This window comes from Rhizobium sp. PvP014, assembly GCF_017876855.1.
In the GTDB taxonomy this organism is placed as follows: domain Bacteria; phylum Pseudomonadota; class Alphaproteobacteria; order Rhizobiales; family Rhizobiaceae; genus Neorhizobium; species Neorhizobium soli.
Map to the genome: position 1 here is coordinate 810112 of NZ_JAGIOT010000002.1, position 13386 is coordinate 823497.

At 59.2% G+C, this 13386-nt stretch carries 15 protein-coding genes; 9 read left to right on the forward strand and 6 right to left on the reverse strand.

Features of this window, described 5'->3' with window-relative positions; translation table 11 throughout:
- The first annotated feature begins 104 nt into the window (after window positions 1-104).
- A complete protein-coding gene (locus J3A65_RS08590; protein WP_209900724.1) occupies window positions 105-1298 on the forward strand; it encodes a cystathionine beta-lyase in 1194 nt (397 codons plus the stop codon).
- Window positions 1299-1314: 16 nt separating this feature from the next.
- Here the strand turns inward: J3A65_RS08590 and J3A65_RS08595 are convergent, their stop codons facing one another.
- Complete coding sequence (locus J3A65_RS08595) at window positions 1315-2478, reverse strand: FAD-dependent monooxygenase (RefSeq protein ID WP_209900726.1); 1164 nt, start codon at window positions 2476-2478, stop codon at window positions 1315-1317.
- Window positions 2479-2491: 13 nt separating this feature from the next.
- Window positions 2492-2737 (reverse strand): zinc-finger domain-containing protein, encoded by a 246-nt coding sequence (locus J3A65_RS08600; protein WP_062580399.1) that lies wholly within the window; start codon window positions 2735-2737, stop codon window positions 2492-2494.
- Between the two features lie 162 nt (window positions 2738-2899).
- Here J3A65_RS08600 and J3A65_RS08605 point away from each other — a divergent pair, with 162 nt between their 5' ends.
- The 7 genes from J3A65_RS08605 to J3A65_RS08635 all read left to right on the forward strand — a co-directional run bounded on the left by J3A65_RS08605 (window position 2900) and on the right by J3A65_RS08635 (window position 9478).
- Window positions 2900-3679: an alpha/beta hydrolase gene (locus J3A65_RS08605; protein WP_092662166.1), complete on the forward strand. Its 780-nt coding sequence runs from the start codon at window positions 2900-2902 to the stop codon at window positions 3677-3679.
- A gap of 134 nt (window positions 3680-3813) precedes the next feature.
- Window positions 3814-4656 carry a serine O-acetyltransferase gene (gene cysE / locus J3A65_RS08610; protein WP_092662168.1) on the forward strand — a complete coding sequence of 281 codons (843 nt, stop codon included), beginning with the start codon at window positions 3814-3816 and terminating at the stop codon, window positions 4654-4656.
- A 134-nt stretch (window positions 4657-4790) separates the two neighbouring features.
- On the forward strand, window positions 4791-4994 hold the full coding sequence (locus J3A65_RS08615) for a DUF3126 family protein (protein WP_062457352.1): 204 nt from the start codon (window positions 4791-4793) through the stop codon (window positions 4992-4994).
- Window positions 4995-5402: 408 nt separating this feature from the next.
- Window positions 5403-5756 (forward strand): ATP-dependent Clp protease adapter ClpS, encoded by a 354-nt coding sequence (gene clpS, locus J3A65_RS08620; protein ID WP_062457349.1) that lies wholly within the window; start codon window positions 5403-5405, stop codon window positions 5754-5756.
- Window positions 5757-5766: 10 nt separating this feature from the next.
- On the forward strand, window positions 5767-8304 hold the full coding sequence (gene clpA / locus J3A65_RS08625) for an ATP-dependent Clp protease ATP-binding subunit ClpA (RefSeq protein WP_209900728.1): 2538 nt from the start codon (window positions 5767-5769) through the stop codon (window positions 8302-8304).
- A 92-nt stretch (window positions 8305-8396) separates the two neighbouring features.
- Window positions 8397-9140, forward strand: a complete 744-nt coding sequence (locus tag J3A65_RS08630; RefSeq protein WP_092662170.1) for an AzlC family ABC transporter permease — start codon at window positions 8397-8399, stop codon at window positions 9138-9140.
- Complete coding sequence (locus J3A65_RS08635) at window positions 9137-9478, forward strand: AzlD domain-containing protein (RefSeq protein ID WP_062457341.1); 342 nt, start codon at window positions 9137-9139, stop codon at window positions 9476-9478. Before J3A65_RS08630 ends, J3A65_RS08635 begins: the two co-directional genes overlap by 4 nt.
- Here J3A65_RS08635 and J3A65_RS08640 read toward each other — a convergent pair whose 3' ends face one another.
- From J3A65_RS08640 to J3A65_RS08655, 4 genes are read right to left on the reverse strand one after another with little or no spacing between them, the layout of a single operon-like run.
- Window positions 9479-9910: an HIT family protein gene (locus J3A65_RS08640; RefSeq protein ID WP_062580407.1), complete on the reverse strand. Its 432-nt coding sequence runs from the start codon at window positions 9908-9910 to the stop codon at window positions 9479-9481. It lies immediately after the preceding gene.
- A 24-nt stretch (window positions 9911-9934) separates the two neighbouring features.
- A complete protein-coding gene (locus J3A65_RS08645; protein WP_209900730.1) occupies window positions 9935-11140 on the reverse strand; it encodes a GNAT family N-acetyltransferase in 1206 nt (401 codons plus the stop codon).
- Window positions 11141-11149: 9 nt separating this feature from the next.
- Entirely contained in the window at window positions 11150-11878 is a 729-nt protein-coding gene (locus J3A65_RS08650; protein WP_113110937.1) for a glycerophosphodiester phosphodiesterase, read from the reverse strand.
- Complete coding sequence (locus J3A65_RS08655; RefSeq protein ID WP_209900731.1) at window positions 11875-12345, reverse strand: RidA family protein; 471 nt, start codon at window positions 12343-12345, stop codon at window positions 11875-11877. The genes J3A65_RS08650 and J3A65_RS08655 overlap by 4 nt, the downstream gene beginning before the upstream one ends.
- Window positions 12346-12455: 110 nt before the next feature.
- Here J3A65_RS08655 and J3A65_RS08660 point away from each other — a divergent pair, with 110 nt between their 5' ends.
- A complete protein-coding gene (locus J3A65_RS08660) occupies window positions 12456-13310 on the forward strand; it encodes a cell envelope integrity EipB family protein (RefSeq protein ID WP_062580412.1) in 855 nt (284 codons plus the stop codon).
- The last annotated feature ends 76 nt before the right edge of the window (window positions 13311-13386 follow it).

Genomic DNA, 13386 nt, shown 5'->3' on the forward strand with positions numbered 1-13386 from the left:
GCATGCTAATATTGCACCGGTACTGGGAATTGAGCAGCGGGGTTGACCAGCCTGGAGGGCGGCGGCAAAACTGGCGCCATTGTCAACGAAAGTGCATTCCGGACATGTCCCAGAAAGATAAACTGATCGACGAAGCGGGTCAGAATACGCGCCTTGCGCATATCGGAAACGATCCACGCGCGTATCATGGCTTCGTCAACCCGCCTGTCGTCAAAGGTTCCACGGTCCTTTTCCCGAATGCCGAAGCGATGGAAAAGCGCAGCCAGCCATACACCTATGGAACCCGCGCGACCCCGACGACGGACGCCCTGTGCGCTGCGTTCGACCAACTCGAGGGTTCTGCGGGTACGATCCTCGTTCCATCGGGACTGGCTGCGATCTCAATCCCGTTCCTGGCTTACCTGTCATCTGGCGATCACGCGCTGATCGTCGACTCGGTCTACACGCCCTGCCGGACTTTCTGTGACACGATGCTCACGAGACTGGGGATCGACGTCGAGTACTATGATCCGGAGATCGGGGCAGACATCACCAAGCTGATGAGGCCGAACACCAAACTCGTTCATACGGAAGCGCCCGGCTCGAATACGTTCGAGATGCAGGACATCCGCGCAATCACGGACGCTGTGCACGCCTATTCCGCAGACGTCGTGGTGACGCTGGACAACACCTGGGCGACACCGCTTTATTTTCGTCCGCTCGACTTCGGCGCCGACGTTTCGATCCATGCGACCACGAAGTACCCGTCGGGGCATTCGGATATCGTCATGGGTTCGGTGTCGGCCAATGCGAAGCATTTTCCGGCACTCGAGGCGGCGCGGATTGCAATGGGCATCTGCGGTGCGCCGGAAGATTCCTATCTGATCCTGCGTGGCTTGAGAACGATGGGTCTGCGGCTGGACCAGCATCAAAAAAGCGCCCTTGAAATCGCCCAGTGGCTGGAAGGCCGCGACGGCGTTGCGCGCGTCCTGCACCCAGCATTGCCAAGCTTTCCTGGCCACGAGATCTGGAAGCGTGACTTCAAGGGATCGAGCGGGATCTTCTCCTTCGTGCTGCAGGCCGAGCCTGAGAGGGCGAAGGCCAAGGCGCACGCCTTCCTCGATGCCCTGAGCTTTTTCGGCCTCGGTTACTCCTGGGGCGGATATGAGAGCCTTGCTCTCGTGGTCAATCTGTCAGACCGCACCATCCGCACGCAGCCGACTGAAGGTCCGGTCATCAGGCTTCAGATCGGTCTCGAAGACGTGCCTGATCTCAAGAAAGATCTTGAAGCGGGGTTTGCCGCGGCGGCCGCGGTCTGATCGCTCAACCTCGACGCTACCCGGCGTCGAAACCGTAGAGCCAATCCAGATCCGCCGCGAGCGATTGCGGCGGACGCATTGAGAGAACGAAGTTGCGACCGAGCTTCAGCGGGCCGCGCGCATGATAGGCAAAGCGGTTGAATTCCCCGCGTGCTCGCACCTTGGCGACGCGACCGGCCCGTTCGGTCTCGTAGGCTGATAGCGCCTGTGTGAGCGAGGGCAGGGCGGCCACGCGGTTTGCCAGGATGAACGCGTCTTCGATCGCCATCGCCGCGCCTTGGGCCGCAAAGGGCAGCATCGCATGGGCGGCGTCGCCGATCAGAACAAGATCGCGGCCATTGTGCCAACGGCCCGGTGTCACCTGATAGAGCGGCCAGAAGGTCGGCTTGTCGGATGCGGCCAGTGTTTCGGCTATGCTCGGATGCCACCCCTTGAAATGACGCAGCAGCAGGTCTTTCTGGGCGGCGCTCGCTTCCGTATTCCAGCAATTGCCGGTGTTGCCGCCGGACGCGATGGCGACGATGTTGAAACTATCCTTCTCCTTGAGCGGATAGGCCACAATGTGTGCCGAAGGTCCGAGAAATGCACTGACGGCATTCGGCTTCAGCCAGGAAGGTGCCGCGCTCTTGGAAACCATGAAGCGCCAGGCGACACTGTTGGAAAAAACGGCTTCCGGATTTTTGGAAATTGCGGAGCGAATGCCAGACCAGACTCCATCTGCGGCGACGATCAGGTCATGGTGGCGTCCGGAGATCTCCGCCAGTTCGTCTCGAACGGCGCTCCCAATCTTCGAGCCCAGCCGAAGCGTGCAGAGCGGGTTGGCGTTCACGGCGTGGAGAAGCGCGTCTTGCAGCGTTGCCCTATGGAGGACGCCATAGGGCGATCCCCACCGCTCGCGGGCGAACCGGCCGGATGGCACATAGGCTCGCCGCTGCAGCGAACGGCCCGAAACGAGCTGCACTTCGTCAGGTTCTGTCCACAACCGTTCCAGATCGCCGAGTACGCCAAGCTTGCTCAGCACGCGCGAAGCGTTCGGCGACAGCTGGAGCCCAGCGCCGACTTCCTGAAGGGAAGGCGCCTGCTCGAAGATGTCGCAGGTGATGCCATGGCGCGCAAACGCGAGCGCAGCGGTGAGACCCGCCATGCCCGCACCCACGATCGCTACTGTCTCGACAGCCATTTCTGGCTGCCGATCAGGCGGCCTTGACGTTGAAGACGCAGCCCGGAGGGTCGGTCTGTTCGGCCTTCAGGGTAGGGTTGTATTTGTACAGAGTGGAACAGTAGGAGCAGACTTTTTCGACTTCGTCGCCCATGTCGATAAAGATGTGCGGATGATCGTAAGGAACGGATGCACCAGTGCACATGAATTCCTTCACGCCGATCTGGATCGACGGGAAACCGCCGTCGTTCTGGAAATGGGGAATGCTGTGGCCGGCCATGGTCGTCTCCAATGCGTACAATAGGGCACGTCTGATTTGGCGCGGACATTACCGCCGCCGCATTCAAAAGTGTAGTGCAAAAACCGCGATGCGAGGTGTCTTTCAGGGTTCAATCGCAAGCACCGATATCTTATGGTCCGCCGCCAAAACAGGATATCCCAGATGAACCTCAATGCCCCGGCCTTTTCCACCTTCAGCCATGACGGACTGAGCCTCTCCTATTTGGATGAGGGGAATCCGGCAGGCGATCCTGTCCTGCTCATCCACGGTTTCGCTTCCAGCGCGACGGTGAACTGGGTGCATCCGGGATGGGTGAAGACGCTCGGCGATGCCGGTTACAGGGTGATCGCCATGGACAACCGCGGCCATGGCGGCAGTGACAAGCCGACCGATCCGGACGCCTATCGCCCTTGGGTGATGGCAGCGGATTCGGTTGCTCTGCTCGATCACCTGCGCATCCCGGCAGCGCATCTGTTCGGCTATTCGATGGGCGCGCGCATCTCGGTGTTTGCAGCGCTCAACGATCCGGACAGGGTCCGGTCGCTGGTGCTCGGCGGTCTCGGAATCGGCATGACGGACGGGGTCGGTGACTGGGATCCGATCGCGGATGCGCTCTTGGCGCCCTCGCTTGAGAGCGTCAGCCATGATCGCGGCCGTATGTTCCGCGCCTTTGCCGACCAGACGAAAAGCGACAAGCAGGCACTCGCCGCCTGTATCCGCGGTTCGCGCGATCTGGTCGAACGCAGCGATATGGGCAAGATCGACGTTCCCACGCTGATCGGCGTTGGGACGAAGGACGATATCGCGGGTTCACCGCAGGATCTGGCCGATCTGATGCCGAATGCGACAGCGCTCGATATTCCCGGTCGTGACCACATGCTTGCGGTCGGCGACAGAGTTTTCAAGAAAGCGGTACTGGAGTTTTACGCGGCGCAGGCCTGAGCCCGGCTCCGCCACGGATTGGCAAGACTTCATGTTTCCTTGAATTAACGATCAACGAAATGCGATTTCGCCGGCGTTGGTGTTGTCGTAAATCTAATCTATATATCGTGGCTTACGCCAAAGAGGAGACGGCCATGGCCGCGAGAACCGAAGTTCGCCAGACCGAGGACATTCGCCAGACCGATAGTGTCGCTAGCGTCGACCCCATATGGGACACGCTGCGGCAGGAAGCACGGGTCGCAATCGACCAGGACCCGTTGCTGGCCGCCTTCCTCTATTCAACCGTCCTGAACCACCGTTCGCTGGAAGAATGCGTCGTTCATCGGATCTGCGAACGGCTCGATCATCCCGATCTGCAGGCCGTCCTGCTGCGGCAGACATTCATGGAAATGCTGGACGAATGGCCGGATTGGGGTGCTATTCTGCGCGTCGATATCCAGGCCGTCTATGACCGCGACCCTGCCTGCCTGCGTTTCGTCGAGCCAGTCCTCTACTTCAAGGGATTTCACGCCATCCAGACGCATCGCTTGGCGCACTGGCTGTTTTACCGCGGCCGTCGCGACTTCGCGCTCTATCTGCAAAGCCGCGCCTCAAGTGTCTTCCAGACAGACATCAATCCGGCGGCTCAGATCGGTAAGGGGATCTTCCTCGACCACGCGACCGGGCTTGTCGTCGGCGAAACCGCGATCATCGGGGACAATGTCTCCATCCTGCATGGGGTCACTCTCGGTGGCACCGGTAAGGAGGGCGCAGATCGTCACCCAAAGATCGGCAACGGCGTGCTGATCGGCGCAGGCGCAAAGATCCTCGGCAATATCGAGGTTGGTGCCTGCTCGCGTGTGGCGGCGGGCTCCGTCGTCCTCAAAGCTGTTCCGGAGAAATCCACCGTCGCCGGTGTTCCGGCAAAGGTCGTCGGGACCGCGGGTTGCTCCGAGCCGGCACGCCTGATGGACCAGCTTCTGCGCGCCGAGGACTAGTCCGCGCCCGGACCTACTTGTTCCAGGAAAACTCGGGGCAGGGTCGTGCGGTGTAGAGAACGGCGGCTTTACTTTCGCCTTTCTCCCGTGCCAAAAGCGCATCGATTTGATCGCAAAATCTGACGGAGAAGATCGTGAACCCCGACGAAATCAAGAAGATCGACGACTATTTCAAGCGCCTTCTGAACCCCCAGATCGTCGTCAAGGCGCGTCCCCGCAAGAACGATTCTGCCGAAGTCTATCTTGGTGATGAATTTCTCGGCGTCGTCTATCTGGATGACGAAGATGGCGAGCGTTCCTACAATTTCTCCATGGCGATCCTTGACGTCGATCTTTGATCGCAGGATCCGACTGGTTTTTAAGAAAGTTGTCGAGAGGCCCTTCGTGGGCCTCTTTTGTTTTGGACGTAAGCCTCGAGCATGCAAGCTTCATTAGCATCTACTCTTCGACGGAATTTTGAGCGACAGGCGATCGCCGTTCGCGCGTCGGATCCGTACGCATGAAGCTGCAGCGTCTGAGGCTATGGCCATGATGCCGCCCGCCTTTTGGGTCAGTATGGCGGCAGAATTTGAGTTGCCGAATGTGGTACTTTTGGCTCGTCGTGAGCCCCTCTCGGCGGAATAGTGATTGCACAGCGGGAAAGGGGGCTTAAAATCCTTTCCCAAAGAACTACCTTTAGCAAGACTGAAGTCCTGTCGACCGGTTGTTCGCTATACCGCCGCTGGATGACTAGGGAATGAAAGACGATGATCGCACTGCCGATCTTGATGGAAAATGAAAAGAACGGCGACGGAGACAACGCGGGCCGCGGAACCTCCGTCATCACGCGAACGAAACCGAAAACCAAACGGCCTAACCTGTACCGCGTTCTCCTTCTGAATGACGACTACACGCCAATGGAGTTCGTCATCCATATTCTGGAGCGTTTTTTCCAGAAGGACCGCGATGCGGCAACGATTATCATGCTCCACGTCCATAACCATGGCGTCGGAGAATGCGGAATTTTCACCTATGAAGTAGCGGAAACCAAGGTGTCCCAGGTCATGGACTTCGCCCGGCAACACCAGCATCCGCTGCAATGTGTCATGGAAAAGAAGTGAGGAACCCGACGTGCCAACATTTTCGCCTAGTCTTGAAAAGGCTCTGCACCAGGCACTGACCTTCGCGAACGAGCGGCATCACGAATATGCCACACTCGAACATCTGCTTCTGGCGTTGATCGACGACGCCGATGCGGCGGCGGTCATGGGAGCATGCAGCGTCAACCTGGATACGCTCCGCAAAACCGTGTCTGAATATGTCGACAATGAACTCGCAAACCTGGTGACAGGCTATGACGAGGACTCCAAACCGACATCCGGCTTTCAACGCGTCATCCAGCGCGCTGTGATCCACGTCCAATCCTCCGGTCGTGAAGAAGTGACCGGAGCAAACGTGCTCGTCGCAATCTTCGCAGAACGTGAGAGCCACGCAGCCTTCTTCCTGCAGGAGCAGGAAATGACCCGCTACGACGCGGTCAACTATATCTCTCACGGCATCGGCAAGCGTCCGGGTTCCTCCCAGGCCCGGACCCCGCGTGGTGCTGATGAGCCCGATTCAGACGCCAAGCCTGTTTCGCGCAACGAGGAGGAAGGTCCCGGCAAGAAGCAGCAGGATGCCCTCAAGGCATACTGTGTCAATCTGAACGAAAAGGCCAAGAATGGCCGTATCGATCCGTTGATCGGTCGTCATTCCGAGGTCAACCGCACGATCCAGGTCCTGTGCCGCCGCTCCAAGAACAACCCGCTTTACGTGGGCGATCCGGGCGTTGGCAAAACTGCGATCGCCGAGGGACTGGCAAAGCGCATCGTCGAGGGCAAGGTGCCCGAAGCGCTGGCCGATGCCACGATCTTCTCGCTCGATATGGGCACCCTGCTTGCAGGCACCCGCTATCGCGGCGACTTCGAGGAACGTCTGAAGCAGGTCGTCAAGGAACTGGAAGATTTTCCAGGTGCTGTCCTGTTCATCGACGAAATCCACACCGTCATCGGTGCGGGTGCAACGTCGGGCGGTGCCATGGATGCGTCCAACCTGCTGAAGCCGGCTCTGTCCTCTGGCCAGATCCGCTGCATCGGTTCGACGACCTACAAGGAATACCGCCAGTTCTTCGAAAAGGACCGGGCTCTGGTTCGACGCTTCCAGAAAATCGACGTCAATGAGCCGTCGATCGATGATGCGATCGAAATCATGAAGGGCTTGAAGCCGTATTTCGAAGAGTATCACAAGCTGCGCTACACCAACGACGCGATCAAGTCGGCGGTGGAACTGTCAGCACGGTATATCTCCGACCGCAAGCTGCCGGACAAGGCGATCGACGTGATCGACGAGACCGGTGCAGCCCAGATGCTGCTGCCCGCTTCCAAGCGTCGCAAGCTGATCACGGAAAAGGAAATCGAGGCGACAATCGCCACGATGGCCCGCATCCCGGCGAAAACGGTTTCCAAGGATGACGAGATGGTTCTCGCCAACCTCGAGAAGGAACTGCGTTCCGTCGTATACGGCCAGGACGTCGCGATCGACGCGCTGTCGACGGCGATCAAGCTGGCACGTGCAGGTCTGCGCGAGCCGAACAAGCCGATCGGCTCCTATGTCTTCTCCGGTCCAACCGGCGTCGGCAAGACCGAAGTCGCAAAGCAGCTTGCCGCCTCGCTCGGCGTCGAGATGCTGCGTTTCGACATGTCGGAATATATGGAACGCCACACGGTCTCGCGACTGCTTGGCGCACCTCCCGGCTATGTCGGCTTCGACCAGGGCGGTCTCCTGACCGATGGTGTTGATCAGCACCCGCACAGCGTGGTTCTGCTCGACGAAATCGAGAAGGCGCATCCGGATATCTACAACATCCTGTTGCAGGTGATGGACCATGGATCGCTGACCGATCACAACGGCAAGAAAATCGACTTCCGCAACGTCATCTTGATCATGACGACGAATGCGGGTGCATCCGAGATGGCCAAGTCTGCGATCGGCTTTGGATCATCAAGACGCACCGGCGAAGATGAGGAGGCGATCAATCGCCTGTTCACACCGGAATTCCGCAACCGTCTCGATGCGATCATTCCGTTCGCACCGCTGCCGACCACGGTTATCCACCAGGTCGTCCAAAAGTTCGTGATGCAGCTGGAAAGCCAGCTGTCGGAGCGTAACGTGACGTTCGATCTGCATGAGGACGCGATCGCCTGGCTGGCGGAAAAGGGTTATGACGAGAAGATGGGCGCAAGACCTCTGTCTCGCGTGATCCAGGAATACATCAAGAAGCCGCTCGCCAACGAGATCCTCTTTGGCAAGCTTCGCAAGGGTGGCATCGTCCGCGTCACGGCCGGCAAAAAGGACGATGGCACCGACGGTCTTCTTCTGGAGTCCATTTCGGAAACGGCCCGGGTAAAGCCAAAGCCTGAAGCGGAAGTGGAAGAGGCTGCCGACGAGATCAAGGCCAAGACGACGAAGTCAAAGCCTTCGAAGAAGTCTGCGCCGAAGGCCAAGGACAAGGACGGCGGTTCCGCCAAGGCAAATGTCGTCGACGACGGCGACGTGATTGCCGAGGAAGCTCCGGCAAAGTCCGCGCCCCGCAAGGGTAGCACCGTTCCACGCGTTCCAAAGAGCAAGTAGCGCTCTTTTCCATCCGAGAAATCGATGCCGGGCTTGTCCCGGCATCGTCGTTTTTGTAGGTCCCGTAACGTCAACCATTTACGGGCATGCCAATGACCACCGAAAGCTCCGAGCGCAGCGGCCTTGCGTGGTTTCTTAAGGGCATGCGCGGCATCTTCTCCTTGCCGGCTCTGATCCTGATGACGTCCTATGTCGGTTTCAGCGCATTTGCGGTCGAAGCCGGCCTGACACGAGGTCAGGCTGTCGCGATGACGCTCGGTATCTGGGCCCTGCCGGCACAGATGATCCTGGTGGGTTCGATGTTGGGCGGCGCCAACATCGCCGCGTCCTTCCTGGCCGTGACGCTGTCGTCGATCCGGATGATGCCGATGGTGGCGTCGATCATGCCGGAGATGCGCACGAAGAAGACACCGCTGCCGGTTCTCCTGTTTCTCTCGCATTTCATCGCCATCACGTCCTGGGTCTTTGCGAGCCTCAATCTCCGCCATGTGCCGAGAGAGCGCCGGGTTGCCTTCTTTGCAGGTTTTGGCATCACGCTGACCTGCACCAATGCGTTGATCGTCGGCGTCAGCTTTGGTGTCGTGTCTCAGTTTCCGCCTGTTGTGGCGGGTGCCTTGTTCATGCTGACCCCGGTCTATTTCATATCCTCGATCTGGGCGAGTGCCGCGCAGCCGGTCGTCCGGATCGCCTTCGTGATCGGCATCGTCTCAGGACCGGCGCTGGCGCTGGTAGCGCCGCAGTTCGACGTGCTTCTGGCTGGGATCGGCGGTGGCACGGTGGCCTACCTGATCGACCGCTATCGCCGCAAGCGCGGATCTGATCGGGGTGCCGCATGATGTTCGATGGGTACTGGACCTATATCGTCATCGCTGTCGCGGGTTTTCTCGCAACCGATATCTGGCGCTGGCTCGGTGTGATCGCAGGCCACCGGCTGAAAGAGGATTCCGAGACGCTCTACTGGGTGAGGGCGGTTGCCACGGCATTGGTCATGGCGGTGACGGCAAAGCTGATCGTATTCCCGACGGGAACACTGGCGCTCTCGCCCCTCTGGCTCAGGCTTGCGGCGGCTGGTATCGGCTTTGCCGTGTTTCTCCTGACCGGCAAGCGGGTCGCGATCGGCGTGCTGACACCGATCGCCATTCTCGTCGCAGGACTACTCCTGCTTCAACCCTGATCAGAACCCAAGTTCGCCGATGATCTTCTCGGCATTGGCAGCGAGGACTTCCTTGTCCTCCATCTTGCCCGTATGCGGCTTCAACGGCTGATTCTCGTAGCGCGGAATGACGTGGAAATGCAGGTGAAAGACGGTTTGGCCGGCCGGCGCTTCGTTGAACTGCGTGATGGTAATTCCATCAGCATCAAACGCATCCTTGACGGCCCGCGCCAGCTTCTGCACCACCGGAATGACCTTCGAAAGCACGGCCGCATCCGCATCCAGCAGGTTGCGTGAGGGCGCTTTCGGAACCACCAGAACGTGACCCGGCGTCTGCGGCATCACATCCATGAAGGCGAGCGTGTCGTCGTCCTCGTAGACGCGGTGGCAGGGAATTTCGCCTTTGAGGATCTTGGCGAAGATGTTGTTCGGATCGTAGTCGTGACCGGTCATCGGTGGCGTCTCCCTTTCTGCTGCTCAGTCTTGTTCTTGCCGTTCACCCTTGCGGAAAGGGCTGTGCTCGGAGAGGTACTCGTTCATGTATTCCACATCCTCCCGCTCTCGCTTCAGGTAGTCAGCAATCGCGCTGCGAAGGCCGGGATGGGCGATGTAATGCATCGAGTGGGTGGTGACGGGCAGGTAACCGCGCGCAAGCTTGTGCTCGCCCTGTGCGCCCGCCTCGACCCGCTTTAGCCCATGGGCAAGCGCATAGTCGATCGCCTGATGGTAGCACACCTCGAAATGCAGGAAGGGATGGTCTTCGATACAGCCCCAGTGGCGCCCGTAAAGCGCGTCGCCGCCAATGAAGTTGATCGCACCCGCGACGTATCGCCCTTCGCGCTTCGCCATGACCAGAAGAATGTCGTCTGCCATGCGTTCGCCGATCAGCGAATAGAAGGCACGGGTAAGATACGGCCGGCCCCATTTGCGCCCGCCCGTATCCATGTAGAACGTGTAGAACTGGTCCCAGATGTCCTCGGTCAGGTCCGTGCCTGTCAGCCAGTCGATCGTGATACCGTTCTCGAGCGCGGCTCGCCGTTCCTTCTTCAACGCCTTGCGCTTGCGAGACGCGAGCGTTTCCAGAAACGCATCGTGATCGGCATAACCGTCGTTGATGAAGTGGAACTGCTTGTCGGTTCGGTGCAGATATTCAGCCTCTTCGAAAGCGATGACTTCATCATCCGGCACGAAGGTGACATGCGCAGACGATATGCCGAGCTGCCGTGTCACTTCCTGGAGACCTTCCGCAAGCGTGGTCTGTACCATGTCGCGATCATAGCCCGAGGCAACAAGAAGGCGCGGACCGGTCGCGGGTGTAAATGGGACCGCACACTGCAGTTTGGGGTAGTAACGGCCGCCGGCGCGCTCGAAGGCGTCGGCCCAGCCATGGTCGAACACGTATTCGCCCTGACTATGGCTCTTGAGATAGCCCGGCACGGCGCCGATCAGTTTACCCTTGTCATCTTCCAGCAGGAGATGCTGGCCGTGCCAGCCTGTTTTTGCCGTTGCCGAACCGGATTCCTCCAGTGCGGACAGGAAGGCATGTGACAGGAACGGATTGTAGGGAACGGAAGACGACCCTAACGGATCGGCCTCCTTGGAGGCGCCGGAAAGCCGCGACCAGCTTTGTGGGCTGATTGCGGCAATGGATTTTTCGATGCGGATTGTCAGGTTGCCGGTCATTGGATCCAATTATGCGGCAGGGTTCTCCCGTGGGTCGAACCCTTCGAAGGTCATCTGCTTTGCATATTTATAGGTATGTTCGACGGCCTTTGCATCCCTCACCGTCCAGGTAATGATCGGAATTCCGGCATCAGCCTGCGCAGTGACGAATGAGTTGGGCAGATGCGCCCAGTGATAGGAGATGAAATCAAGGCCGAGCTGCATCGCTTCGTCGTGATTGAAGAACTCCTCCGGCTTTGAGCCTTCCGCGGTGAGGCCCAGCGGGTAGGGCGCCTCGGCCTGCTTCAGTGCACGCAGGATGTGGTAGTCGAAGCTCATCAGGGCAACCTTGCCCTCATACCCTTCCAATACGTCGAGAACGTCGTCAACGAAGCCGTCGTCCTCATCCGCTTGGCGACCCTTGATCTCGATGACAAGAGGAACGCGACCGGCGACGAGCGTGAGCATCTGCTTGAGCGTCGGTATCTTGTCCGCGGTGCCACCAATCGAAAGCATTCCGAGTTCGGCCGCGGTCCGTTCGCGAACGTCGCCCTTGATGCCGCAAAGGCGCTCCAGCTTGTTGTCGTGGAACACGACCGGGACGCTGTCTGCGGACAGCTGTATGTCGCATTCGATCGCGAAACCCGCATCAATGGCCCGGGAAAACGCTGACAGCGTATTTTCCCAGACCGTCTTGTTCATGTCGTGATAGCCGCGATGCGCGACCGGAACGTCCTTGATCCAGTCTGCAGATGTCATGCGGAGATCTCGATGATAGCCTCGATCTCGACCGCGGCGTTGAGTGGAAGTGCTGCCATGCCGACGGCAGCGCGGGCGTGCTTGCCGGCTTCCCCGAGCACGTTCGCAATCAGGTTCGAAGCGCCATTGGTGACGATGTGCTGTTCCGCGAAGCCCGGTGCAGACGCAACGAAGCTCGACAGCTTGACGACGCGCTTGATCCTGGTGAGATCTCCGCCAAGAGCAGCCTTCGCCTGCGACAGAATGTTGATGGCGCAGAGTTCTGCGGCGCGCTGCGCTGCCGGGACGTCGACATCGGCACCGACCAGGCCACTGACCGCAATCTTGCCGTTTTCGGTCGGCAACTGACCGGAGATATAGAGCATGTTGCCGCTGATCACGTAGGACACATAGTTGGCGGCAGGCGCTGCTGCCTCAGGCAGAACGATGTCCAGTTCCTGCAGGCGCGTCTCGATCGGGTTCGACATTTCGGTCTCCGGTTTTATTGTAAATTGCCCAAAAATCCTGCATCAAGGTCGTAACCTCGGCTGATGGCGTTCTTACAACATCATGCATTGAGTCCAATAGGAGAATGTGAATGCTGCGCACGAGCCTTGGGATGTTCCTTGCCGGCGTGATGAGCGTGCCAGCGGCCTCCGCTGCCCCGATGAGCGCCGATACGGCGGCCCGCCTGCTCATTCCGCATCGCGCCGTCTACGACCTGAAACTCAAGGATGCGTCCGAGCGGTCCGGAATCGAAGGGATGGTCGGACGAATGGTCTACGAGTTTACCGGCTCGGCCTGCACGGGGTTCACGACCAACTTCCGTCTCGTCACAAAGATAGATACCGGCGAGCAAACCCGCGTCAGCGACCAGCAGACCAACACGTTCGAGGATGTATCGGCGCAGCAGTTTCACTTCGAGACCAAGTCGTTTACCGACGAACAGTTGGACAAGGAGGTCGCCGGTGACGCGACAACCGGCGAAACCGGCGTCAAAGTGGACCTGACCGGTCCCGAGGGGCGCGAAGTCGACCTTCCAGCCAGCGCGTTCCCTACCAATCACATGCTTGAAGTGATCAAGAATGCGAAGGATGGCAACCGGTTTTTCGAGGCACGCGTGTTCGACGGTTCCGAGGATGGCGACAAGTCGCTTCTGACCACGACAGTCATCGGAAAGCAGCAGGACCCGCAGAAGGAAGATCTTGATGCAGCCAAAGCCGGCGAGTTCTCCAAGGCCGCGTATTGGCCTGTGACCATTGCCTATTTCAACGAGGCAGCCGCGGGCGATCCGACGCCCGTCTACAACATGTCGTTCAAGCTCTATGAGAACGGCATCACGCGCGACCTGACCATGGACTACGGCGACTTCGTGCTTAGCGGAAGCCTGAGCAAGCTTGAGCTTTTGCAAAAGAGCGACTGCCAGGCAGATCAACGACCCGTTACCAGGTGACGACGGGATGAATTTGCTGCCGTCCTTCTCTATATAAGCGGTAGTTGAGTATGCACGTCCACCGAGGCGTGGAGAG

Excerpts from the sequence above, each read along its gene's own strand:
- J3A65_RS08590 (WP_209900724.1), top strand. The coding sequence starts at position 105 with ATGTCCCAGAAAGATAAACTGATCGACGAAGCGGGTCAGAATACGCGC.
- J3A65_RS08595 (WP_209900726.1), bottom strand. The coding sequence starts at position 2,478 with ATGGCTGTCGAGACAGTAGCGATCGTGGGTGCGGGCATGGCGGGTCTC.
- J3A65_RS08600 (WP_062580399.1), bottom strand. The coding sequence starts at position 2,737 with ATGGCCGGCCACAGCATTCCCCATTTCCAGAACGACGGCGGTTTCCCG.
- J3A65_RS08605 (WP_092662166.1), top strand. The coding sequence starts at position 2,900 with ATGAACCTCAATGCCCCGGCCTTTTCCACCTTCAGCCATGACGGACTG.
- cysE (WP_092662168.1), top strand. The coding sequence starts at position 3,814 with ATGGCCGCGAGAACCGAAGTTCGCCAGACCGAGGACATTCGCCAGACC.
- clpS (WP_062457349.1), top strand. The coding sequence starts at position 5,403 with ATGATCGCACTGCCGATCTTGATGGAAAATGAAAAGAACGGCGACGGA.
- J3A65_RS08630 (WP_092662170.1), top strand. The coding sequence starts at position 8,397 with ATGACCACCGAAAGCTCCGAGCGCAGCGGCCTTGCGTGGTTTCTTAAG.
- J3A65_RS08635 (WP_062457341.1), top strand. The coding sequence starts at position 9,137 with ATGATGTTCGATGGGTACTGGACCTATATCGTCATCGCTGTCGCGGGT.
- J3A65_RS08640 (WP_062580407.1), bottom strand. The coding sequence starts at position 9,910 with ATGACCGGTCACGACTACGATCCGAACAACATCTTCGCCAAGATCCTC.
- J3A65_RS08645 (WP_209900730.1), bottom strand. The coding sequence starts at position 11,140 with ATGACCGGCAACCTGACAATCCGCATCGAAAAATCCATTGCCGCAATC.
- J3A65_RS08650 (WP_113110937.1), bottom strand. The coding sequence starts at position 11,878 with ATGACATCTGCAGACTGGATCAAGGACGTTCCGGTCGCGCATCGCGGC.
- J3A65_RS08655 (WP_209900731.1), bottom strand. The coding sequence starts at position 12,345 with ATGTCGAACCCGATCGAGACGCGCCTGCAGGAACTGGACATCGTTCTG.
- J3A65_RS08660 (WP_062580412.1), top strand. The coding sequence starts at position 12,456 with ATGCTGCGCACGAGCCTTGGGATGTTCCTTGCCGGCGTGATGAGCGTG.